The organism is Dokdonia sp. Dokd-P16 (genome assembly GCF_003095655.1).
Classification (GTDB): domain Bacteria; phylum Bacteroidota; class Bacteroidia; order Flavobacteriales; family Flavobacteriaceae; genus Dokdonia.
In genome coordinates this window covers 2795459-2817307 of record NZ_CP029151.1, presented here as the reverse complement: position 1 = coordinate 2817307, position 21849 = coordinate 2795459, and the positions used below count along the sequence as shown (strand labels likewise).

At 37.5% G+C, this 21849-nt stretch carries 17 protein-coding genes; 2 read left to right on the top strand and 15 right to left on the bottom strand.

The window, feature by feature from the left end; translation table 11 throughout:
* Positions 1–89: 89 nt before the first annotated feature.
* From yidC to DCS32_RS12530, 10 genes are all read right to left on the bottom strand, one after another.
* The gene (gene yidC / locus DCS32_RS12575; RefSeq protein ID WP_108878589.1) at positions 90–1976 is read right to left on the bottom strand and encodes a membrane protein insertase YidC; all 1887 of its coding nucleotides are present in this window, start codon (positions 1974–1976) and stop codon (positions 90–92) included.
* A gap of 82 nt (positions 1977–2058) precedes the next feature.
* On the bottom strand, positions 2059–3693 hold the full coding sequence (locus tag DCS32_RS12570; protein ID WP_108878588.1) for a CTP synthase: 1635 nt from the start codon (positions 3691–3693) through the stop codon (positions 2059–2061).
* 156 nt (positions 3694–3849) lie between these two features.
* Entirely contained in the window at positions 3850–5322 is a 1473-nt protein-coding gene (gene guaB / locus DCS32_RS12565; protein WP_108878587.1) for an IMP dehydrogenase, read from the bottom strand.
* 242 nt (positions 5323–5564) lie between these two features.
* Positions 5565–8003, bottom strand: coding sequence for a TonB-dependent receptor (locus DCS32_RS12560; protein WP_204161778.1), 2439 nt, complete (start codon positions 8001–8003; stop codon positions 5565–5567).
* Positions 7984–9363 (bottom strand): HTTM domain-containing protein, encoded by a 1380-nt coding sequence (locus DCS32_RS12555; RefSeq protein ID WP_108878586.1) that lies wholly within the window; start codon positions 9361–9363, stop codon positions 7984–7986. Before DCS32_RS12555 ends, DCS32_RS12560 begins: the two co-directional genes overlap by 20 nt.
* A 7-nt stretch (positions 9364–9370) precedes the next feature.
* Entirely contained in the window at positions 9371–10492 is a 1122-nt protein-coding gene (locus tag DCS32_RS12550; RefSeq protein ID WP_108878585.1) for an imelysin family protein, read from the bottom strand.
* Positions 10493–10559: 67 nt separating this feature from the next.
* Positions 10560–11768 (bottom strand): DUF4856 domain-containing protein, encoded by a 1209-nt coding sequence (locus DCS32_RS12545; protein WP_108878584.1) that lies wholly within the window; start codon positions 11766–11768, stop codon positions 10560–10562.
* Between the two features lie 128 nt (positions 11769–11896).
* Positions 11897–12364: a heme-binding domain-containing protein gene (locus DCS32_RS12540; protein ID WP_108878583.1), complete on the bottom strand. Its 468-nt coding sequence runs from the start codon at positions 12362–12364 to the stop codon at positions 11897–11899.
* A gap of 182 nt (positions 12365–12546) precedes the next feature.
* The gene (locus DCS32_RS12535; protein ID WP_108878582.1) at positions 12547–13830 is read right to left on the bottom strand and encodes a DEAD/DEAH box helicase; all 1284 of its coding nucleotides are present in this window, start codon (positions 13828–13830) and stop codon (positions 12547–12549) included.
* Between the two features lie 137 nt (positions 13831–13967).
* A complete protein-coding gene (locus DCS32_RS12530; protein WP_108878581.1) occupies positions 13968–14723 on the bottom strand; it encodes a Kdo domain containing protein in 756 nt (251 codons plus the stop codon).
* Positions 14724–14926: 203 nt separating this feature from the next.
* Between DCS32_RS12530 and DCS32_RS12525 the strand changes: the two genes are divergently transcribed.
* Both DCS32_RS12525 and DCS32_RS12520 read left to right on the top strand, forming a co-directional pair.
* A complete protein-coding gene (locus DCS32_RS12525) occupies positions 14927–15487 on the top strand; it encodes an L-threonylcarbamoyladenylate synthase (protein WP_108878580.1) in 561 nt (186 codons plus the stop codon).
* 126 nt (positions 15488–15613) lie between these two features.
* A complete protein-coding gene (locus DCS32_RS12520) occupies positions 15614–17029 on the top strand; it encodes a CCA tRNA nucleotidyltransferase (RefSeq protein WP_108878579.1) in 1416 nt (471 codons plus the stop codon).
* Positions 17030–17109: 80 nt separating this feature from the next.
* Here DCS32_RS12520 and DCS32_RS12515 read toward each other — a convergent pair whose 3' ends face one another.
* From DCS32_RS12515 to DCS32_RS12495, 5 genes are all read right to left on the bottom strand, one after another.
* Positions 17110–17364, bottom strand: coding sequence for a CDGSH iron-sulfur domain-containing protein (locus DCS32_RS12515; RefSeq protein WP_013752448.1), 255 nt, complete (start codon positions 17362–17364; stop codon positions 17110–17112).
* 44 nt (positions 17365–17408) lie between these two features.
* Positions 17409–18200 carry a subclass B1 metallo-beta-lactamase gene (gene bla, locus DCS32_RS12510; protein WP_108878578.1) on the bottom strand — a complete coding sequence of 264 codons (792 nt, stop codon included), beginning with the start codon at positions 18198–18200 and terminating at the stop codon, positions 17409–17411.
* 8 nt (positions 18201–18208) lie between these two features.
* The gene (locus DCS32_RS12505) at positions 18209–19567 is read right to left on the bottom strand and encodes a DEAD/DEAH box helicase (protein ID WP_108878577.1); all 1359 of its coding nucleotides are present in this window, start codon (positions 19565–19567) and stop codon (positions 18209–18211) included.
* Between the two features lie 253 nt (positions 19568–19820).
* Positions 19821–20681 (bottom strand): ABC transporter permease, encoded by an 861-nt coding sequence (locus tag DCS32_RS12500; protein ID WP_108879291.1) that lies wholly within the window; start codon positions 20679–20681, stop codon positions 19821–19823.
* 212 nt (positions 20682–20893) lie between these two features.
* Complete coding sequence (locus DCS32_RS12495) at positions 20894–21787, bottom strand: ABC transporter ATP-binding protein (RefSeq protein WP_013752452.1); 894 nt, start codon at positions 21785–21787, stop codon at positions 20894–20896.
* Positions 21788–21849 lie beyond the last annotated feature (62 nt).

Here is a 21849-nt window from a genome sequence, read left to right as displayed (position 1 = left end):
TTACACACCTCTCATTTAAAAACAAGAAATCCCGTCTCAATAAAGACGGGATTTCTAAGTAAATATGAAGTAGTAATACTACAGGTGTATTATTTCTTTCCTTTTTGTTGTTGCTCTGCCTGCTCCATCATCTGTTGCATTTTCTTAGCAAATTTACCTTGCTTTTTAGGCTTAGCTTTCTTCACTTCGATTTTTGCTTTAATCTTTTCCTCATCAATGATGAAGTTTTTGATTACCAAAATAATACCAATCGTAAGAAGGTTTGATATGAAGTAATACAAACTCAACCCACTTGCATACTGGTTAAAGAAAACAAGCATAAGTAGTGGAGAGAAATACATCATGTACTTCATCATCTTACTCATATCTGGCATTCCTTCTTGCGTAGGCTGTTGCATTTGCTGGTTACCTGTAGTTAATCTCATTGAGAAGAAAATAGTAACTGCTGCAAGTATTGGGAATAAACTCACGTGATCTCCATAAAAAGGAATTTCAAACGGAAGCTTTGCAATCTCATCATAGCTAGATAAATCATCTGCCCACAAGAAGCTCTTTCCTCTTAAATCAAACGCAGATGGGAAGAACGTAAATAGTGCATAAAACACAGGAATCTGTAATAATGCTGGTAAACAACCTGCGGCGGGACTTGCCCCCGCTTTGCTGTAAAGCGCCATTGTTTCCTGCTGCTTCTTCATTGCATTGTCCTTATGCTTCTCAGAAATTGCTGCAATCTCTGGCTTTAAGATTTTCATCTTAGCTTGAGAAGTATATTGCTTGTACTGTACAGGTGATAATAATAACTTGATTGAAATAGTCATTACGATAATTGCAATTCCCGCTGGTAAGAATCCAGTTAAGAATGCAAAAAACGGAATTACTAAGTATTTGTTTAAGAACCCGAAGATCCCCCATCCTAAAGGCATTGCTTCATCTAGGCCTTGATCATAAGATTTTAGGATTGTATAATCTGTAGGACCGTAGTACATCTGCATGGCATAGTCTATCTCACCATTTTTTGCTTCTAGCAATACATCAGACTTGTATTCTTTTGTAAAAATAGTCACCTCATCTCTATCATCTGCCTCCTTATATAAATCTGTAGATGATAATCTTGCTTCTTTAAATGGAGTCTCAGAAATAAGCATCGAGCTAAAGAAGTGCTGGCGGTAATTCATCCACACAAGATCTTCTTCTATCTCATCGTCATCTCCTGCTGGAGATAACTTATCTGTCTTATCTTCCTCATACTTGTAAGTAAGACGTGTGTATCTATTTTCATAAGACTGGCTACGTGCGTGACGCATTCCTTTAAAATCCCACTGCATACGCATAGGGTTAGACGTATTTAAACGAGAAGAAAGCCCTTGAGACTTCATCCCAAAATCCATCATATAATCTCCTTCTTTAAGCTCATAACGATACTCTAAGTATTCACTTGGAGAAACCTTAAGCTTCATAGACAGGACATCATTCCCTCCATTTTTTGATAAGGTAGGCTCAAAAAATAAGTCCTTAGTATTAAGATTACGATTATCTGCCGTGCTAAAACTTACATTGAATTGGCTATTTCCATCCTTAATAAGATATACAGGAATTGAATCAAAAGTACTGTGTTTAAGCAGTTTTACTTCTGTTATATATCCTCCTTTATTACTTACTTTAAGCTCCAATACATCATTTGCAATCGTAGTGGTTGCTCCTTCCTTTGCAGATGGTAGCGAACCAGAGTAAGCAAATGTTCCTAATCTATTTTGTAATGCTACATTACTTAAAGAATCTGTCGCAATTGCAGGCGTAGCATCCATTACTGGCAGTGCGGCAACATCATCCTCAGTTTCTTGAAGTTGTTCTGTTTGTGCTGCCTTTTGTGCTTCTATTTCTTCTGGAGTAGGCTTATTAAAATAGATAATCCATACTAGAATCCCTCCCATTAGGAGCATTCCGATAAGAGAATTTGTGTCGAAGTTCTTTTTCATCAATTGTATTTAGGTAGTGTTTTTATTACGCTTTCGCGAAAGCGTGATTTTCTCAAAGCAATTCTGCCTCCATTATTGTAAATTATGACATAGTGGCACGCGTACTATCTTGAGCATAACTTACAGCTGCTCTTACAAATGCCACAAATAACGGATGTGGATTAGATACCGTACTCTTATATTCTGGGTGATATTGCACTCCCACAAACCATGGATGGTCTTCTAATTCTATAATTTCTACAAGTCCAGTGTCTGGATTTGTCCCCGTGATTTTCATTCCAGCCTTTTCTAGCTGCTCGCGGTATGCATCGTTAAATTCATATCTATGACGGTGACGCTCCATAATTACTTCCTCACCATAAACATCACTCACAATACTGTTAGACTCCAATTTACAAGCCCAAGCTCCCAAACGCATGGTACCTCCCATCTCTGTGATGTTCTTTTGCTCGTCCATTAATCCAATAACTGGATGCGGAGTATTTGCGTCCATCTCTGTAGAGTTTGCTTTCTCTAGATTACAAACGTTTCTACCATATTCTATCACCGCCATTTGCATCCCAAGACAGATTCCTAAAAACGGAATTTTGTGCTCTCTAGCGTACTGTACCGCTTTAATTTTTCCTTCTATGCCACGTTCTCCAAAACCTGGCGCCACAAGAACACCGTCTAGTTTTGCTATTTTATTTTTGATGACGTCTGGAGTAATATGCTCACTATGTATACTTTCTATCTTTACTTTTACCTCATTTTCTGCACCTGCATGAATGAATGATTCAAGTATAGATTTATAAGAATCTTGTAACTCTACATACTTCCCTATCAATCCAATAGTAACTGTAGATTTTGGGTTCTTATGTTTTGCAATAAACTCATTCCATCCAGTGAGCTCTGGTTGTGTAGTATCTGAGAGATCTAATTTCTTAAGGGAAATTACATCAAGCCCTTCCTCTAGCATAAGATTAGGTACATCATAAATAGTACTTGCATCTCTAGACTCTATCACTGCCTCTTGCTCTACATTACAAAAACGAGCAAGTTTTGACTTGAGCTCATATCCTAGTTCATGCTCAGTACGACATACTAAGATATCTGCCATGATACCACTTTCCATAAGTGTTTTCACACTATGTTGTGTAGGCTTAGTCTTAAGCTCTCCTGCTGCTGCAAGGAAAGGAATAAGCGTTAAGTGAATTACTAACGAATTCTGCTTTCCTAATTCCCACTTAAGTTGTCTGATGCTCTCTATATATGGAAGTGATTCTATATCACCTACGGTTCCACCTATTTCTGTTATAACGATATCATAATCTCCACTTTTACCTAAAATCTGGATACGCTCCTTGATTTCATTGGTAATGTGTGGGATTACTTGAACCGTTTTACCTAGGAATTCTCCTCGACGTTCTTTATCGATAACGCTTTGGTAAATGCGTCCTGTAGTGACATTATTTGCTTGTGATGTAGGAACGTTAAGAAAACGTTCATAGTGACCTAGGTCTAAGTCTGTCTCAGCACCGTCATCTGTTACATAACACTCACCGTGCTCGTAAGGATTTAAAGTACCTGGATCAATATTTATATAAGGATCTAATTTTTGGATAGTAACTCTGTAGCCTCTGGCTTGAAGTAATTTAGCTAGCGATGCAGCGATGATACCTTTACCTAGAGAAGAAGAAACTCCGCCCGTTACGAAGATGTATTTTGTAGATGCCATTGAAGGTTTTTCTGTAGTTCGTTTACGGGGTGTAAAAGTACAAGATTTTAAGGAGACTTTAAGACACTTGACCCGTTTATTTAATCAAAACAAAAGGCAATCCTAAGCTGGATTGCCTTTTGTAAATTAAGTTAAGCTTTAATAAAAGCAGCCTATTTATCTAGAGTAATTAGGTGCTTCTTTTGTAATTGTCACATCGTGTGGGTGACTTTCGTTAATACCACTAGCCGTAATTTTTACAAATTGTCCATTTTCCTTTAGTGCATCTACACTTCCAGCTCCGCAATATCCCATTCCTGCTCTAAGACCACCTACAAACTGGTGGATACTCTCATTCAGTTCGCCTTTATATGGTACGCGACCTACTATTCCTTCTGGGACTAGTTTTTTAATATCATCTTCTACATCTTGGAAGTAACGATCTTTTGATCCTTGCTTCATTGCTTCTACAGAACCCATTCCACGATAAGATTTAAACTTACGCCCTTCATAGATGATAGTCTCTCCTGGAGATTCTTTAGTTCCTGCAAGTAATGATCCTAGCATCACACAATCTGCTCCTGCAGCAATTGCTTTAGGGATATCACCTGTATAACGTATTCCACCATCTGCAATTACTGGAACTCCTGTTCCTTTAATAGCTGCGGCACATTCAAGTACTGCACTAAATTGTGGAAAACCAACACCTGCCACTACACGCGTAGTACATATAGATCCCGGACCTATACCTACTTTTACCGCATCTGCTCCTGCTTCTACAAGATATTTTGCAGCAGCTCCAGTTGCAATGTTTCCTACTACACAATCAAGTGTAGGATATTCTTTCTTTACAGCTTTAAGTACTTCCACCACTCCTTTAGTGTGACCGTGAGCAGTATCTATAACAATAGCATCTACTCCTGCTTTTACTAAAGCTCCTGCGCGCTCAACAGCATCTCCAGTAACACCTATCGCAGCTGCAACTCGCAGTCTCCCGTAGATATCTTTATTTGCGTTAGGCTTTAAAGTAAGTTTTGTAATATCTCTAAAAGTGATGAGACCTATAAGTGTATTGCTATCTGTAACTACAGGTAGCTTTTCAATTTTATGATTTTGAAGAATTTCTTCTGCTTGTTGTAGTGACGTTCCTTCGGCAGCTGTAACGAGGTTTTCTGAAGTCATTACCTCGCTTACCGGACGATCATTGTTTTTCTCAAAACGTAAATCTCTGTTGGTCACAATACCTATCAATTTCCCGGCATCGTCTACAATAGGAATACCTCCTATGCTATGCTCTTTCATGGCTGCTTTTGCATCGCCTACATTTGATTCAAGAGGTAATGTAACTGGATCGATAATCATTCCACTTTCGGCACGCTTTACTTTGCGCACTTTAATAGCTTGCTCCTCAATCGTCATGTTTTTATGCAACACGCCTATTCCACCCTCTTGCGCTATAGCTATTGCCATACGGCTTTCTGTCACTGTGTCCATTGCCGCAGAGACAATAGGTACATTAAGTGTGATGTTTCGGGTAAATTTTGATTGTATACTAACCTCTCTTGGAAGTACTTCAGAAAATGCTGGTACTAAAAGTACGTCATCGTACGTAAGTCCTTCTCCTAAGATTTTATTCTCGTGTGCAGTCATCGCAATTATTGTTTTAAGAAGTGAGAGTGGATTATTACGCTTTCGCGAAAGCGAATAAAGTATAAATCCACGCTAACAATTAATTGCGTGCAAAAATACAGATAATATGTAAACCTTGCGAGTCAAAAATCATATTTAAGAACTGCAACCTATATTATACAATGAGCACCCTCTAGCTGAAGCCAAAAAATAGTGCCTTATTTAAAGTTCACAATCCCCCGTTAAGACTACTCAACGAATAATTATAACTTAATCTGTAGCGTAGTGTAAAAAGTAACCGGCTCTGCAGGTATAATCCCTGGGCCAGGATATCCTGTAGCACGTCTTGTAAAGTAAGACTCATCCAGCGCATTATTTAATCCAGCCTCTAGTTTAAAACGTTTCCAAGTATAAGCTGCAGAAATATCTAGCACTCCGTATGAAGGTATTGTCCCCTCTATACCACGTTGATTATCATTTACGTCTTGTGGAGCATTTGATGCGTCTGTAAATTGTTCTGTAAGGTATGTGTACTGTACACTTCCTGTAAAATTTTTATATCCAAAATTTACCCCAGTTTTAAAGTTTACATCTGGAATAAACTCTACTTCATTACCCTCTACACCATTTGCATCAGAACTTAAATATTCTGAGCTCGTAAGCGCTAGGTTTGTAAAGAGCTTAAGTTTATAATCTGATTGTTCTTCAAAAAATGTGTTTTTTATATTCCAATCGGTAAAAAATTCTAGGCCGTAAATAAATGCATCTCCTATATTGCCACGACGTCTCTTTATACTATTATCTGTATCTACAAAAAGCACTTCCCCTAAGCGGTCATCATATCGCACACCAAATAAACTAAAGTCGTAAGCAAACTTATTAACTATGCGACCCCTAGCACCTAAGTCAACGGTAAAACCCTCCTCATCAGTTATATTCTCATCAACTACAAATGATGGATTTGTAATTCTAATATCATTAAATGTAACAGAACGATAATTCTGGCTAAAGTTCCCATACAATTCAACTGCTGGAGATAGATCATACGTTACGCCTGCACCTAACAGTAAAAAATCACGGTCAAAAACTCTATTATCTGCTATATCCTCATTTACAAGTAAATTACCCGCTAGGTCAACCACCACATTATTAAAAGAACCTGCACTCTCTGTTTTGATTTGCTCATATCTAAAACCTGGAGTTATAGAAAGTCTGTCTGTCACATTAAAAATGTTTTCTCCAAAAATTGCGAGATTTCTATTAGGAAAATCAAATTCTGCTTGACGCTCATAATTAGGAAACTGCTCTTTAGCAAAACTAAAATCTGCATCATCTGCAGTAGTTCCAGGTCCTTGCTGCTGACTGTTACTTGCATCATAATATTTACTTCCTATTAAGAAAACAGCATCCTTCTCTCCTATCTTATATCTCGTAAGCAAGCGTGCCTCTGCTCCCCAGTTTGTAAAGTTATCCACTAGCAATTCTCTAGGTTCTTCTAAATCATCTGGCTGTGATACTCTGTTTGTTCTAAAACCTACGGCACTACGTTGTGCGTCTAGACCAAAAACATTTAAACTAAAATCTGTTTTATTACTAAAGGCGTGATCAAGGCGTAAAGAATATACTTTCCAGTCTACATCAAACCAGTTACGACCACGGTTACTAAAATTAGGGTCTTCTATAAATTGAGCATCTGTAAGACCTCCAGCCTGTTTGGCTAGATAATTAAACAATGTTAATTCTCCCGTTATTTTAGTGTTCTCACTAAGCTGGTATGCTGCGTGCGCAAAGTAATTACGGCTATTAAACTGAGAGTTAGGTCTCCAGCCGTCTCCTTCTTTGTAATTGAAGTAGGTGTAATAACTGAATTTCCCTACCGTACCACTTAAACTATTAAAAGAGGTAAGCAACCCATAAGAACCTGCTGTCTGTCTTGATATCAATTCTATTTTTTTGTCTTTTACTGGCTCTCTAAATTTAAAATTTATCAACCCGCCAAACTGTGTTCCATATTGCAATGATGCTGCTCCACGTACTACTTGAATTTCTTTAAGAGCCTCTGCCGGTGGCGTGTAGTAACTCTCTGGATATCCAAGAACGTCTGCACTTATATCATAGTTATTCTGTCTAATATTAAAGTTGGCAGAGCGATTAGGGTCTAATCCTCTTCCTCCAATGTTGAGTTGCAATCCTGCATCTCCATTCTCGTAAATGTTGAGTCCTACTACCTGACTATAAATCTGTCTAGGTGCATTTGCCGCTAGATTTGCCGTAAGTTGATCTACAAGTACTACTTCACTTTTTTTACCAGCATAAATTGCTGTTCCCTCTACTTTTTTAAGTGAGCGAAGTGCAAAAATCTTCTCACGACGGCTTGTAAGTACCACTTCAGAAAGTGATTCCCCTAGCTCTTGAAGGGTATAATTCTTAGTAACATTATTGGTAATTGAAACTTGATCTTCTACAAGCTCATAAGCAAAGCCAAAAACAACTACCGCGTAGCTTCCAGATGGCACATTATCAAATGTAAACGCTCCAGAAGCATCTGTAGTAACGACCATATTTGCCTGGCGCACATATACCTCAACCTCAGCAACACCAGCACCTGTAGCGTCTGTGACTTTTCCTGAGAATGTAAATTGTGCACTCATAGAAAGCGCACATAACATCAATAACAACGTACTATAAACCTTTAATTTCATCTGTAAATGGTATAATCCAATTTTTATGAGCAAAAGAATCTTCTATTTGCGCAAGATCCACTTTGGGATCAATATATGCGGTACTCAACCTTCCATTAAGAGCAACATAAGACTCCACGTAGACTTCTACCTCTTGGTGACCCTGACTCTCAAAATGGTCGCGAAGATAGTGAGCATATTCTAAAATAAAGTCTGGCTGGAAGCTCATTTGCTTTTCTTGTAGTGGCGTTAAGAAATCTGTGTTATCTACATAAAATCGCTTTCCGCTTACGCCATCTACTATTTTAAATTGTGCATAGCCAGATTTCTCCATGAGCATCACTCGCCATGAGAATCTATAGCCCTCTTCTGTCCAGAATAACTCACCAGGATATGCTAGGTAACGCCATGGCAAGAGTAGTTGGACTGTAAAAAACATGGCTACAATAACTATAGAAGTCTTTGCTAGACTAGGGTTTCTTGATGTATAACGCTGTGTAGTTTCTAATAACTGTTGTGGATATTTTACCGCTTTCGCGAAAGCGTAAATAATCTTTTTATGAAAAGCTGCATCAAAGAAAATCAACGCACTCACTATCATCACATACGGAAACATCCCGATAGGAAACAGCACTCGTGTAAGCACATGGAAAATAATAACCATGATAAATGCAACAGGCCTCGACTTACGCCAGAGCAAGAAAAAAGGAATCAACAAATCATATCCCGCTCCAAACCAACTAAAGGCATAATGCACCCATTCTTGACCCAATAAATCACCTATAAACGGAATATCAAATTTAGAAGGCAACCAGATTTTAAGCGGCATTGCCTTAATGAGCCAATCGCTATTAAGTTTTGCTAGGCCAGCATACACATACACTATCCCCAGCAGTAGTTTGATGCTATCAATTGTCCAGCGAGGCACAAACTGGATGGATGTAGCTGTACGCTTTCGCGAAAGCTGTAACGCATCTATAGAAAAATAAGAGCCAGCAGGTATAAAAATCATCAGGAAGCTAAGCATGCTGATGAAGTAGTAGTGATTGAGATACATGGTTTTATCCATGAGCTCTATATACGTGAAGCTCAAAAAGAAGACAATGATAGCCAAACGGTATTTATAACCTATGGTTATCATGATTGTACTTAACGCACATATCGCAAATAATAAGTAGGTATAATTCCCTAAGGGACGCACCCATTCAAAACCGTAAAATGTAAAATTGAAGGATGGTGCAATGTAAAATTTTTCAATCCAACCGTAGCTCCAGAATCTGATGAGACTGGCTAGCATGAGCAACCCAAAAGACACACGAAAGACCGCTAGTGGTGCGGCCTCTCTTTGTGTATTTAAATATCTTTTGACTTGCTGTATCATCTAAGATCTAATCTCCGTCTGCATCTGCAAAATCAATACTTATGCTCATTGCGCTTACCATATCTACTTTAAGAAGTGGTACAAGGCGCTGTACTTCATTATAAGACTCTAAGAATGTAGAAGGAGGATTTTGAGAAAGTTCGCTTTCAAAACTACCCAATGCACTTACCGAAGCACGTGCAACATCAAATTGAGCATTAATAATCGAACTTAAAAATACATCCCCTTCTATAGCATTAAGTTCATCAAGATAAGATGATAAGCTTTCGCCCTGAGCGCTAGTATTGTATGCTTTTCCATTAAAGAAGTCTTGAGTTGCGTCTAGACCTACTAAAAATAATTCTTTAGAAAGGTTGCCTGCATACAGTGCTTCAAGATTGCCAACTTCTACATTACCAGAAAATACGCCTCCAGGAATTCCCATTTTTCCTGCTCTTAAGTGCTTCTCAAAGTAAAAGATATAATCATTTACAAAACGATCTGTAGACGCCGTCGCCGAAGCTCCATCATTTTCTACAAAAGCAGCTCTGTATGAACCTTGCCACTCGCTTAATACTGATGCCGTAAGTTGCTTCATATCTGCCACAACATCATTTAAATATTGCTTATAATCTGCTCCTTCTGTTCCATTATAAACTGCAAGAATCGCAGCATCGTCTGCTCCAAGACCATACAACAAGTAATCGATTGCTGGAAAACCTTTGGCAGCGCGATTGGATGAAAGTCCAAAATCATAAGAACCGTTAGTAATGTTACTCTCTATGGTTGTAACATTTGCTGGGTAAATATTTACGTTAAGACGTAGGTTCACCGTTTCGGCTGGGCCTATTTCAAACATAGAAACACGTTGCCATGTTGTATAAGCGTCTAACCATGCGGCACGCACTGCAGTAAGATCACTAGCATCTGCTGTAAATGCTGCTGTTGCGCTTTCTAGCGTATTTACCTTTGCATTAAAGTCTACATAACCTGGTACAATTATATTATCTGCCCAGTTAGTAAGCATCGCGCTACGATCAAAGTTACTTGTGTTTTCTGTCCCAGTATCGTCTGTTGTAATGGTTGTATCATCACTACCACATGCATAAAAGAACAAAGCAATTGCTATAATTCCAAAAATATTTTTCATAATTAATTCTTCTTTTTACCACCAAAAGGGAGCAAATGAGCTCCCTGTAAGTGGCTATTACTCTTTATTAGCTTCCCGCTTGTTCTACCGTAAAGTCAAAACGATCTGTTATCGTAGTTGAAATCAAATCAAGGGTTGCTGGTGTAACTTCCCAAAGTCCGTTACCAGCTGTTAGTTGGCTTACGATTCCTTGTACTTCTTCTCTAGATAAGTATGGTGCATCTGTATCAGGGTTACGTGTAAATTGTAAGCTATATACAAATCCAAAACCTTCTGATAGATCATGAAATGCAGTTCCATAATTACCCTGCTCTACTGCATTTTTACCTTGCTGTAAGTAATAAACTGCACGTACTCCAATAACTTCAGAGATTTTTGTTCTTAAGATTTCTGCCTGTTCATCTCTTAATTCGTAATCCTTTGCAACGATAGCTGCACGACCTAGTTTAAAAGCATCAAAAACATCTTGAGCAATACCTGCAAAGTCTTCATCTCCTTCTACACGGCCTAAATATCTATTTAAAAAGAAGTCATCTGATCCTATAGTAGCATTTGCATTTGCTGGATCTACACTGTTACCAAAAAGGTAACCGAAAGCCTCATCCCACTTGTGCTCCATGTCTGTATAAACTTTACCTTCTACAAGTACATCTGCATCATTATCTGCTACGTTAGTACCTGCGTCTAGTACGTTTGTACCTAGGTAATTGTTAAGCATTTGATCTACCATCAAAGCACCTATAAGACTCTTTCCTACTACTTGGTTATATTCAAAACCATTTCCGGCTACGTAGCGAGTACTTTCTCCATCTGCTATTTGTCCAGCAACACCTACAGATGCTTGTGTATTTCGAGCTGGAAATACTTCATTTATTTGTGTTGTGAAGTGTGACTCTATATATGCTTTAATTTCAGCAGAGGCTGCCGCATTTGTAGAAAAATAATCTGTAGAAGCAGCTACTTTACTTTTTACACTCTTGTCAGATGCATTTAAATCTGCATTCTCAAAAGGGTTATTTTCATTTGCAAACATGTCTGTTAATGATGCTATAGAAGCATTATCAAAATCACTCATCTCGCTCACAATTTCTTGTGCCATTGCGATGCGTGTTGTTTGTCCTGAGAAGCTTACAGTGCTTTCTCCATTTCTTTCAAAAGAATAAGTTGCTGGTGCAACTACTTCAATTTCTTGTTCGATTACTGGGCTATCGTCATCTTCACATGATGTAAAGGCGATTGTCGTAATAGCTAATGCTATTGGTAAGAAGTTTTTCATTTTTATTTAGACTTAATATAAATAGTGAATTTGTTTACGACGGCAAAAATAATAGTCATTTCTAATTCTCGCAAGCTTATTTAGAATAAATAAGAATAAGAATGTGTTAAAATTGATTTTTGCTGTTTTTACTGCACCACCATCTCGCTCTGTATCTGGTCTCGAACTTCTTTTGCCCAATTTTCTAAAAGCTCTTTTTCTTCGTCAGATAAGTCTCCATGAACCAATGTATATGATTTTAGAGGCATTTCTCCCTCTTCAACTTCTTCTATGAGCTCATCTAGTTTATGGTCTTTTTTCTTAAGGGAATAGTTATTCCAGTCTTCTACATCAAAATGTCTTTTACCATCTTTAATATGATCATTTAGCCAATAAGATAAAGGTGCAATATCTGCATACCAAGGATATGTGGTCACACCACTATGACAATCATAACAATTGTTGCTGAATATCGCTCTAACCTCTGCAGGCATATTAGTTTCTGTTTCAAATTCTTCTATAGCGAGATAATTCCCTTCTTGTTTATCTGGCCTAATAAATTGAATAACTACAAGCGCTATAAGTGCAATGATCAAAAAATATCGAAGAATCTTCATAATATGGTTGTTTGTATCATGCGGCAAAAATAATACGTAGTTGAAAAAGAGACAACCTTATCTTTAATTATTCTAAATAAGTTTAAGAATAATAAAGATTACTTAACTTACGCTTTCGCGAAAGCATAAAAAAACCCCTTATCCATGTAGATAAGAGGTATCATATTTATTAAAGAAAACTATTAACGTCTTCTTGAATTTTTGTTTCTACTATCAGAACCTTTGTTCCCTCCAGTACTTTTTCCTCGTGCTCCACCATTACGTGCGTTACGACGTCCTTGTTGGTGTCTTGCTTTATTTTCGGCAGCTTCTTTTTTGATCTGCGCTAGGGTGTCTGTTGGCTGAAAACCTTCTAATACTTCGCTATGTAGCTTTTCTCCTAATAGTTTTTCTATTCCTCTTACATAATCTACCTCATCTACTCCTACTAGTGATATTGCTTGACCACTTGCTCCTGCCCTACCAGTACGACCTATACGGTGTACATAATCTTCTGGCACATTAGGAAGCTCGTAGTTAATTACATAAGGTAATAAAGGAATATCAAGACCACGAGCAGCAATGTCTGTTGCTACAAGTACGCGAACTTTCCCACTCTTAAAACCAGCAAGTGCTTTTACTCTTGCGTTTTGTGTTTTATTACCGTGTATTGCTGCAGATGAGATTCCGTCTTTCTCTAATTTTTGAGAAAGTCTGTTTGCACCGTGCTTAGTTCTTGTAAACACCAGCACTTGATCCCAGTTTCCTTCTCTTATAAATTTGATAAGCATTTCTGTTTTACGAGACTTATCTACTCTATACGATTTTTGATCAACTTTCTCTGCAGTAGTATTTTCTGGTGTTGCTTCTACTAATACAGGATTAGTAAGAATGCTACTTGCAAACTTCTTAATATCTGTATTAAAGGTTGCACTAAAAAGGAGGTTCTGCCTTTTCGCCGGAACCATTTTTAATACTTTCTTTATATCGTGTATAAAGCCCATATCAAGCATACGGTCTGCTTCATCAAGTACTAGAAACTCTACATCAGAAAGGCTCAATAAACCTTGGTTCTGTAAATCTAATAGTCTACCAGGAGTGGCAACTAGAATATCTACTCCTTGACGTAAGGTGCGTACTTGTGGGTTCTGGTTTACTCCACCAAAGATGACCATAGATTTTATATCTACGTACTTACTGTACTCTAATACATTCTCTTGTATTTGAGCAGCAAGCTCTCTTGTAGGTGTAAGTACTAGTGCTCTTATCTTACGGCGTCCTTGTTTTGGGTTATTTATAAGCCTATGGATCATAGGCAGTGTGAATCCTGCGGTTTTTCCTGTTCCTGTTTGTGCACTTGCAAGGACATCTTTGCCTTTGAGTACTTCTGGAATTGCTTTTTGTTGGATAGGTGATGGCGTTGTATAGCCTTTTTCGCTCACAGCTTTGAGCAGGGCATCAGAGAGCCCTAAAGATTTAAATGACATATAAAGGTTTTGTGAAATGACCTAAATGTAGTCACTTCCTTAAAGTCGCGAAGGTAGGGCTTATTTAATTACTTACTCCGCTATTAGCAAAGTGTTGTGACTATATGCCTTCTTTGCACAGAAAGATTTACCTGTCACTAGCGTTTCCAGAATTTTAAACGCTTTTTAAGTCGTTTCTTTTTGTAAAATGCTTCTTGAAAATTTTGTACCGATGCCAGCATCGCATCAAATACTTTTTTCTCATTATCACCACTCTCTGCAGCATAAGCACTAGCCATTACTGCAATATCCTCTGGACGTGGAGATAATCGCGCAAAATTATTCATACGCGTTTCAAAATCCATAGGGCCAAAGTTCATCCTATTAAGATCTACTAGGTAAAAATCATATCCTTTATCCGTAATTACAATTAAGGTATTACCTAAGGAGTGATCAAGGAAGTGTATTCCCTTTTCATGTAAATTATACGTAAACCTTGCAAAAGCACTCAATATATCTTTATTTCCTAAGTAAGGAGATGCTTCACATAGCTCCCTATACGTAAGGTCATAGTTAAGATGATTACTCACGTAAAAACTATGTCCAAACAACAGTCCTTCTTCCTCAAAATAAGCAATGGGCTGTGGTGTAAGAATACCGTTTTCTAAAAGTTTATGAGCATACTCAAAAGATCTTGCTGCTTTAGAGCTACGTAAATATTTATAAGCTACTCTATTAATAAGATTAGGCACCTTAAAGGACTTCACATTAATCACGCTTCCTCCTACTTCAAAAAGCTTTAAAGAATTGCGCTTGCGCTCATCAAACTTCTTACCGGAAGTATCAAAATCTGTGATACATTGCTTGATTGCTTCTGTATCACCCTTAAAATTTTTAGAGAAAACTATATTCACAGATATGAGTTCGTTAAGATAATATTAAATGTCCTTGCGTTATAAATCTATAAGAAGTTACTATTACGATTACCGTTGATAGCAATAGACATTCGTACATTATATCACGCAAATATATAAAATTGCTATCCTTCCCTTTACAAAGTGCCTTAGAGTATACTAATAAAAAAAGAATAGGTTATTTTTGCAGTTAAATTTATTTGATGAAACAAGAACACGACGCAGCACTAGCCGTTTTAAAAAGAGGTGGCCTTATTCTTTACCCTACAGATACTGTATGGGGAATAGGTTGTGATGCTACAAACCCAGATGCCGTAGATAAAGTTTATGCACTTAAAAAGCGCGCAGAGAGCAAATCTCTTATCTGTCTTGTAAGTGATTTTAAAATGCTTAACCAGTATATTGAAAATATTCCTGAGGTAGCTTATGACATACTCAAATATGCTGCAAAACCTACTACAATCATCTATGATGATCCTATACGTATAGCGACTAATGTGATTGCACCAGATAATAGCACTGCCTTTAGAGTGTGTCGTAATCAGTTTTGTAACTTCTTACTTAAGAAGTTTAGAAAACCTATCGTTTCTACAAGTGCAAATGTAACTGGAAAGCCTACTCCTCAAAGTTTTAGTGAGATTTCTCAAGAAATTATAGACGGTGTAGATTATGTAGTGAATTTAGATCGTGATCGCACATCAACAAAACCTAGCGCAATTATAAAACTTACAGAAGATGGTAAAGTAACCATCATTAGAGAATAATTCATTTAAGTACCTACTTTTAATTAAGTAAGCCTATCTCTATTTTTATAAAAATATGCTTGGCATTATCTCGCTTTCGCGAAAATGTGCCAAAATCACACCTTTACCTCTATTTAAATTCTAGTAATGAATCTAAAGAACGCACTCTCCCTTCCTATCTTTAACACCATTTCTAATGCCGCAGATGCACTTGAACTAGAAACCTACGTCATAGGTGGATTTGTGCGTGATTACCTTTTAAAACGTAATAAAGAAGTAAAAGATATTGATGTTGTAGCTGTAGGAAGTGGTATTGCACTGGCTCGTAAAGTATCGCAAATTTTACCAAACAAACCTAAAGTACAAGTATTCAAAACATACGGCACTGCTATGTTACGTTCAGGTAATATGGATATTGAGTTTGTGGGTGCTCGTAAAGAATCTTATGCGACAGACAGTCGTAATCCGGTAGTAGAAGATGGTACACTAGAAGATGACCAAAACCGTCGTGATTTTACAATAAACGCACTTGCTATTAAACTCAATGACAACGGTTATGGCGATGTGATTGATCCCTTTGATGGAATAAGCGATCTTGAGCGCAAGATTATAAGAACACCTCTAGATCCAGATATCACATACAGTGATGACCCGCTTCGTATGATGCGTGCAATCCGTTTTGCTTCACAGCTAGACTTCATGATTGAGCGCACATCGCTTGAGTCTATAACTAAAAATGCAGAGCGCATTAAGATTATTACAAACGAGCGCATTGTAGATGAGCTTAATAAAATAATGTTGAGCCCTACTCCTTCTAAAGGTTTTTTACTGCTGGAAAAGACAGGACTACTCCCATATATCTTACCGGAGCTCATGGCGTTAAAAGGTATAGATGAGATTGAGGGGCAAAAGCATAAAGACAACTTTTACCACACCCTTGAAGTGGTAGATAACATCTCAGAACATACTGATGATCTCTGGTTACGCTGGGCTGCATTGTTACATGACATAGGAAAAGCGCCAACAAAGAAGTTTTCAAAAAAAGTGGGCTGGACCTTTCATGGGCACGAGTTTGTAGGCTCAAAAATGGTTTACAAATTATTTAAACGCCTCAAAATGCCATTAAATGACAAAATGAAGTTTGTTCAAAAAATGGTACTTATGAGTTCGCGACCTATCGTTATCTCAGAAGATCATGTGACAGATAGCGCTGTAAGAAGGCTCATTTTTGACGCAGGAGATCACATTGAAGATCTCATGACGCTATGTGAGGCAGACATCACTACCAAGAACCCAAAACGCTTTAAGAGATACCACAATAATTTTAAAGTGGTACGTGAGAAGATGAAGGAAGTTGAAGAGCGTGACCACGTGCGCAACTTTCAGCCGCCAGTATCTGGAGAGGAAATTATGGAAGCTTTTAATCTTAAGCCAGGTCGTGAGATAGGTATACTTAAGGAAGCAATTAAAGAAGCTATCTTAGAAGGCGATATCCCTAACGAAAAGGAAGCTGCCATTGCTTTTATGATCAAAAAAGCAAAAGACATAAAACTTATTAAATAGAGAAGGTTTTCATTCAACTAAAAAGCCCTTAGCATATCGTAGATATACTAAGGGCTTTTTAATAATAGTTAGTTATGCTATTAACCTATCTCACACGTCTTGTGACTTCCATCACAGTATGGAGGATTCTTTGTCATCTTACAGTTACATAAGTATGCTGTTCCTGTCTTTTCTGCTTCAAAACGTAAGCTAGGCGTACTTTCTGCTGCTTTATGTCCTCCGTCGCAAAAAGGTTGCTTCTCAGAGTGACCACAAGTACACCATGAATATTTCTTTCCTTCTTCTAGCTCTACAGCTATTGGTGCAATACCTGCTACCTTTTTATTGTCTTCCATAATTTATTTGATAATCACCGTAAGGGTGATGATGTTTTATATTATTAATTTTTAACTACGGCCACAGTTTCGGCTGTAGTATTATTTTCAGGACTATCCTTTTGGAACATACTGATTGTATAATCCAGTAATTCTTTATCTCCTCTCCTGCCATGTCCAGGAATCACTTGTAAAACTTTTGGATAACGGTTTTGCAAAGTAGTTACCGTGTTTGCCCACTCATCGAGATTTGCATCTGCGAGATTGCCTTTAGTTCCATCTAGCGGCTTTATCATGCAACCACCTAATAAAATATCTGATGCTCGTATGTATGCAATAGAATTATCATCACTGTGAGCAGGACCTAAATACTCCATCACAACAAATTTTTTGGCTATCTGTATGCTGTCTTTTTGTGAGAAAGGATTACTTATTGCTAAAGAATCTTTGACTAGTAATGCTGCTGTTTTGGTAGATGCGTAGGTGGGTATTTTTGCTTTCGCGAAAGCGTTAATACCACCAGCTCCATCTATATGAGAGTGACTCACTTGCACCCCTTTTATAGTTGCCTTTAAGTCTTCTTGTACAAATGTGATAAGCTGCTCAGAAAGTGTATCGTTAAGAGGTGTGTCAAAAATAAAAGCTTCGCTTCCTTCTAATCGTATGTAACCATTGCAAGGAATATAACCACCATAACTATCTTTTAGGTAAGATACATGTATGTAATCTTGCTCTGATAATTTTATGATCTCCAAAGATCTCACATATGGTTCTGGATCATACTTACTATTATCAAAACAGGAGTTTAATAGTAGTACGGCTAGACAGATCCCTAACATCTGTAGTAGTCGACACATTTCTTTACTTATTTACGTTTATTTCTTTTGTTGTAGTTCTTATCTCCCCTAGTCTTAGGTTTCTTATATTTTTGGGCTATTTCTCTTCTATAAGCACCACCTAAATTGACTTTAGAGTTTTTCTCACTTTTCTCATGAAAGGCAGGTCCTGGAGCATCGTCGTCATTTTTATTCCATCGATGCGGGTTAAAAATCTCCTTTGCCTCTGGACGCTCCTCTGGAGTAAGTTCCTTAGAAATCGCGACACCTTCTGGCAGCGGTTGAATTGCAACCTTTACTCCCATTAATGTTTCGATTTCTGCTAGGTATTCATCTTCTTCTGGAGTACTCAACACAATAGAAACTCCTTCTTTCTGAGCACGACCTGTACGACCTATTCTGTGCAGGTAATTTTCAGGAAAACGTGGAGTGTTGATGTTTATTACATGTGTGATATCGTCTATATCAAGACCACGCGCCATCACATCTGTAGCTACCATCATACGTACCTTCCCTTTTGCAAAGGCATTGATACTATTGATACGGTAGTTTTGCGTTTTATTTGAGTGTATAAGATCTACATCACCCGGAAATGCTTCTTCTAATTTTAAATAAAGCCTGTCTGCCATACGTTTATCACGCACAAATAACAGCACTTTAGGATACTTCTTTGAAAAAGCAAGTTCTTCTAAAAGGAAATTTACCTTTGTATAAAAGTTAGGCATTTTATAACCTATCTGCGTGATATTTTCTAGCGGTGTACCACTTTTTGCAACCCTAATAAATTGAGGTGTGCTAAAGAAATCTTTTATAAGTGCATCCACATCTTCTGTCATCGTTGCACTAAACATGATATGCTGGCGACGCTTAGGTAGAATATCAAAAATATTCATGAGTTGCGGTCTAAAACCTAGATCTAGCATCACATCTACCTCGTCAATCACCACTTTCTGGATACTCTTGAGCTGTAATACCCTACTCACCGCAAGGTCATATAACCTTCCCGGAGTAGCTACAATAATATCTTGCCCTTGAGCAATAAGTGTTTTTTGTATATTAATATTTGCTCCTCCATATACACCAGCCACGCGCACATCTATGTACGTTGTAAGCTTTTCTAGTTCACTCACCACTTGCAGCACTAATTCTCTTGTAGGGACAAGGATAAGCACACGCGGATTCTCTTGGCGAGAATATGGAAGTGTTCTAAGTATAGGAAGTAAATACGCGTAGGTTTTACCCGTACCAGTTTGTGCAATCCCAACCACATCTCCACCAGACATAACTGGAGCGAGTGCATCCACCTGTATAGGAGTAGGTTGAGTGAATCCCATATCGTCTAGGGCATTCCACAAAAATTTATCGAGATTGAGGTCTTTAAAAGTCATAGCTATAAACGCGAAAATACCTCTTTTTTAAAGATTGACAGTACTTTAGAGCGTATTATCGCTTAAAAGTACATCATTTATGGGTATTGCCCCTTTTTAAAATTTGGTCACACCACAAATGATTAATAACCTTCTTTTTAAATAGAAAATTTAGGACTAGATTACGCCTTAAAATATGAGGTTACTCCATAAAAAAAGCGCTCACAATGAAGTGAACGCTTTGATGTATGTACGCTTTCGCGAAAGCGAGATCTTATAAATCCCTCTTTTTAAGTAAAGCAAGACTCGCATAAATAAATATAAAAATCCATACAGATACAATGGCTATCTCATGGAAATATACCGTGTAATCTGAAAGTACATCTGCCTGAATCTGATTTGCTGCAGACTGTACTACGTTTAATCTTGTAATAGGTTGTTCTATTAGATTACTCATAGACTCTAGCGGCAAAAACTGTGTTACATTACTGCGTAAGCCTTCCATGTCATACTTCTCTTGAAAGAACAAGCACACTAATTGTACTACGCCTTCAAAGAAATACCACATCAATAAAAATCCTAACGCAAAGGCCGAACGCTTTATAAGTATTCCTAAAAAGAGACAAAATGAAAAGAATGCAACTAGCTTTATGAAAAATGCCAGTAAGTACTCCATATCAGAAAAAACGATAGAAGCCTCTGTAAAGTCTGAAAAAGCAAAGCCTAAAATAAGACTCATTACTGCTACAAATATGGTAGACACTGCCGAAAACACAACCACTGTGAGAAACTTAGAGAGTATAAACTCTTTCTTACTTAATCCATCTATAAGGTTTTGCTTGAGGGTTCTATTACTATATTCATTTGCCGTCATGGAGACAATCACCACGGCAAGAAAGAACTTAAGTATTGCCGCAACGTAGGTATTAAAATGCCAGATGTAAGGAAAATTAAAAATACCCTGATCTGCCAGGCGGAACTCGGCTCCAAAAAGATTAAATTTTATAGAGGCAAGTAATGCTATTGCCGATAGTAAAATAAAGTAGCCTATGATGAGTACTCGCGACGTTTTACTGTGCTTGAGTTTATGATATTCTATTGCTATTAAAGTTTGATATTTAAAATAAGCAAAAATAGAGAACAACAAAATTACTATTGAGAAGTAAGCTATTGCAAAAGAATCGAACGACTCTGGTTCTTTATCAATAAAAATTAAGAATTTTAAGCTTAGAAACCCTAATAAACTAAAAAGTAAACTAAAAAAAATGACTTTCTGAATGGTTGGTGTTTCTCTACTTTTTATTTTGTCATAGAAAAAACTAAATAATCGTAACATAGGTAGTAGGTTTAGTTTTTAGTTAATTCAAGGAATTGCTCTTCAAGGCTTTCTTTACGCTTTACTAGGTGCGTAAGTACAATTCCTTGCTGGTGTAGTTGGGTATTTAACGTTTTCGCGTCAAGCGGATTTGTTAAAAATCCCGTGAGAAGATCATCTTTTATACTTACTTCTCCAAAGTCTGAATGACTCTCTAAATACGTTTTCAATAGCGCAAGATTGTCAGAACGTAGCTCAAAGAATCCATGACTTGCATTCATAGCATCTACACGACCAGCATAAAGTTTTACTCCTTTACGTAAGATCACGACATGTGTACACACTTTTTCTACCTCGTCTAGTAAGTGAGATGCTAAGAGAATAGTAGTACCACCTGCTGCAATATTCTTTATAATCTCTCTGATCTGGTGTATTCCTTGAGGATCTAAACCATTAGTAGGTTCGTCAAGAATTAAAATCTCTGGATCATTAAGCAATGCAGAGGCGATAGCAAGACGTTGTTTCATCCCTAGAGAATACGTACTAAACTTGCTGTGCATACGATCTAGCAGACCTACAATAGTAAGTTTTTCTTGAATTTTATCTGGTGAGACATCTTTAATCTTACAAACTAAAGCAAGATTTTGCGCCGCTGTCATGTATGGGTAAAAGTTAGGACGCTCTATAATTGCTCCTACTTTCTTTAAGGCATTGTGTGTAGTATCTGTCCCATCAAACCAGTGAAAGGTTCCTGCTGTGGGATTTACCACATTGAGAACCATTCCTAAGGTCGTAGATTTACCACTTCCGTTAGGTCCTAGAATTCCGTACACGTTTCCTTTTTCTATCGTAAACGAGAGGTCATTTACCGCCTTCACATGGCCGTAATGCTTCGTGAGATTGTTAATCGTTAATATAGTTTCCAATGTATTGGTTGTTTTTTGATTGCTAGTGTTTACAAGACGTCTGTCTCCGGTATTTGTTACAA

Bases quoted from the DNA above. Each gene is read 5' to 3' on its own strand.
- DCS32_RS12570 (WP_108878588.1), bottom strand. From the start codon at position 3,693: ATGGCATCTACAAAATACATCTTCGTAACGGGCGGAGTTTCTTCTTCT.
- DCS32_RS12540 (WP_108878583.1), bottom strand. From the start codon at position 12,364: ATGAAGATTCTTCGATATTTTTTGATCATTGCACTTATAGCGCTTGTA.
- DCS32_RS12505 (WP_108878577.1), bottom strand. From the start codon at position 19,567: ATGACTTTTAAAGACCTCAATCTCGATAAATTTTTGTGGAATGCCCTA.
- DCS32_RS12560 (WP_204161778.1), bottom strand. From the start codon at position 8,003: ATGAAATTAAAGGTTTATAGTACGTTGTTATTGATGTTATGTGCGCTT.
- DCS32_RS12515 (WP_013752448.1), bottom strand. From the start codon at position 17,364: ATGGAAGACAATAAAAAGGTAGCAGGTATTGCACCAATAGCTGTAGAG.
- DCS32_RS12535 (WP_108878582.1), bottom strand. From the start codon at position 13,830: ATGTCATTTAAATCTTTAGGGCTCTCTGATGCCCTGCTCAAAGCTGTG.
- yidC (WP_108878589.1), bottom strand. From the start codon at position 1,976: ATGAAAAAGAACTTCGACACAAATTCTCTTATCGGAATGCTCCTAATG.
- bla (WP_108878578.1), bottom strand. From the start codon at position 18,200: ATGTGTCGACTACTACAGATGTTAGGGATCTGTCTAGCCGTACTACTA.
- DCS32_RS12555 (WP_108878586.1), bottom strand. From the start codon at position 9,363: ATGATACAGCAAGTCAAAAGATATTTAAATACACAAAGAGAGGCCGCA.
- DCS32_RS12550 (WP_108878585.1), bottom strand. From the start codon at position 10,492: ATGAAAAATATTTTTGGAATTATAGCAATTGCTTTGTTCTTTTATGCA.
- DCS32_RS12545 (WP_108878584.1), bottom strand. From the start codon at position 11,768: ATGAAAAACTTCTTACCAATAGCATTAGCTATTACGACAATCGCCTTT.
- DCS32_RS12520 (WP_108878579.1), top strand. From the start codon at position 15,614: ATGAATCTAAAGAACGCACTCTCCCTTCCTATCTTTAACACCATTTCT.
- guaB (WP_108878587.1), bottom strand. From the start codon at position 5,322: ATGACTGCACACGAGAATAAAATCTTAGGAGAAGGACTTACGTACGAT.
- DCS32_RS12525 (WP_108878580.1), top strand. From the start codon at position 14,927: ATGAAACAAGAACACGACGCAGCACTAGCCGTTTTAAAAAGAGGTGGC.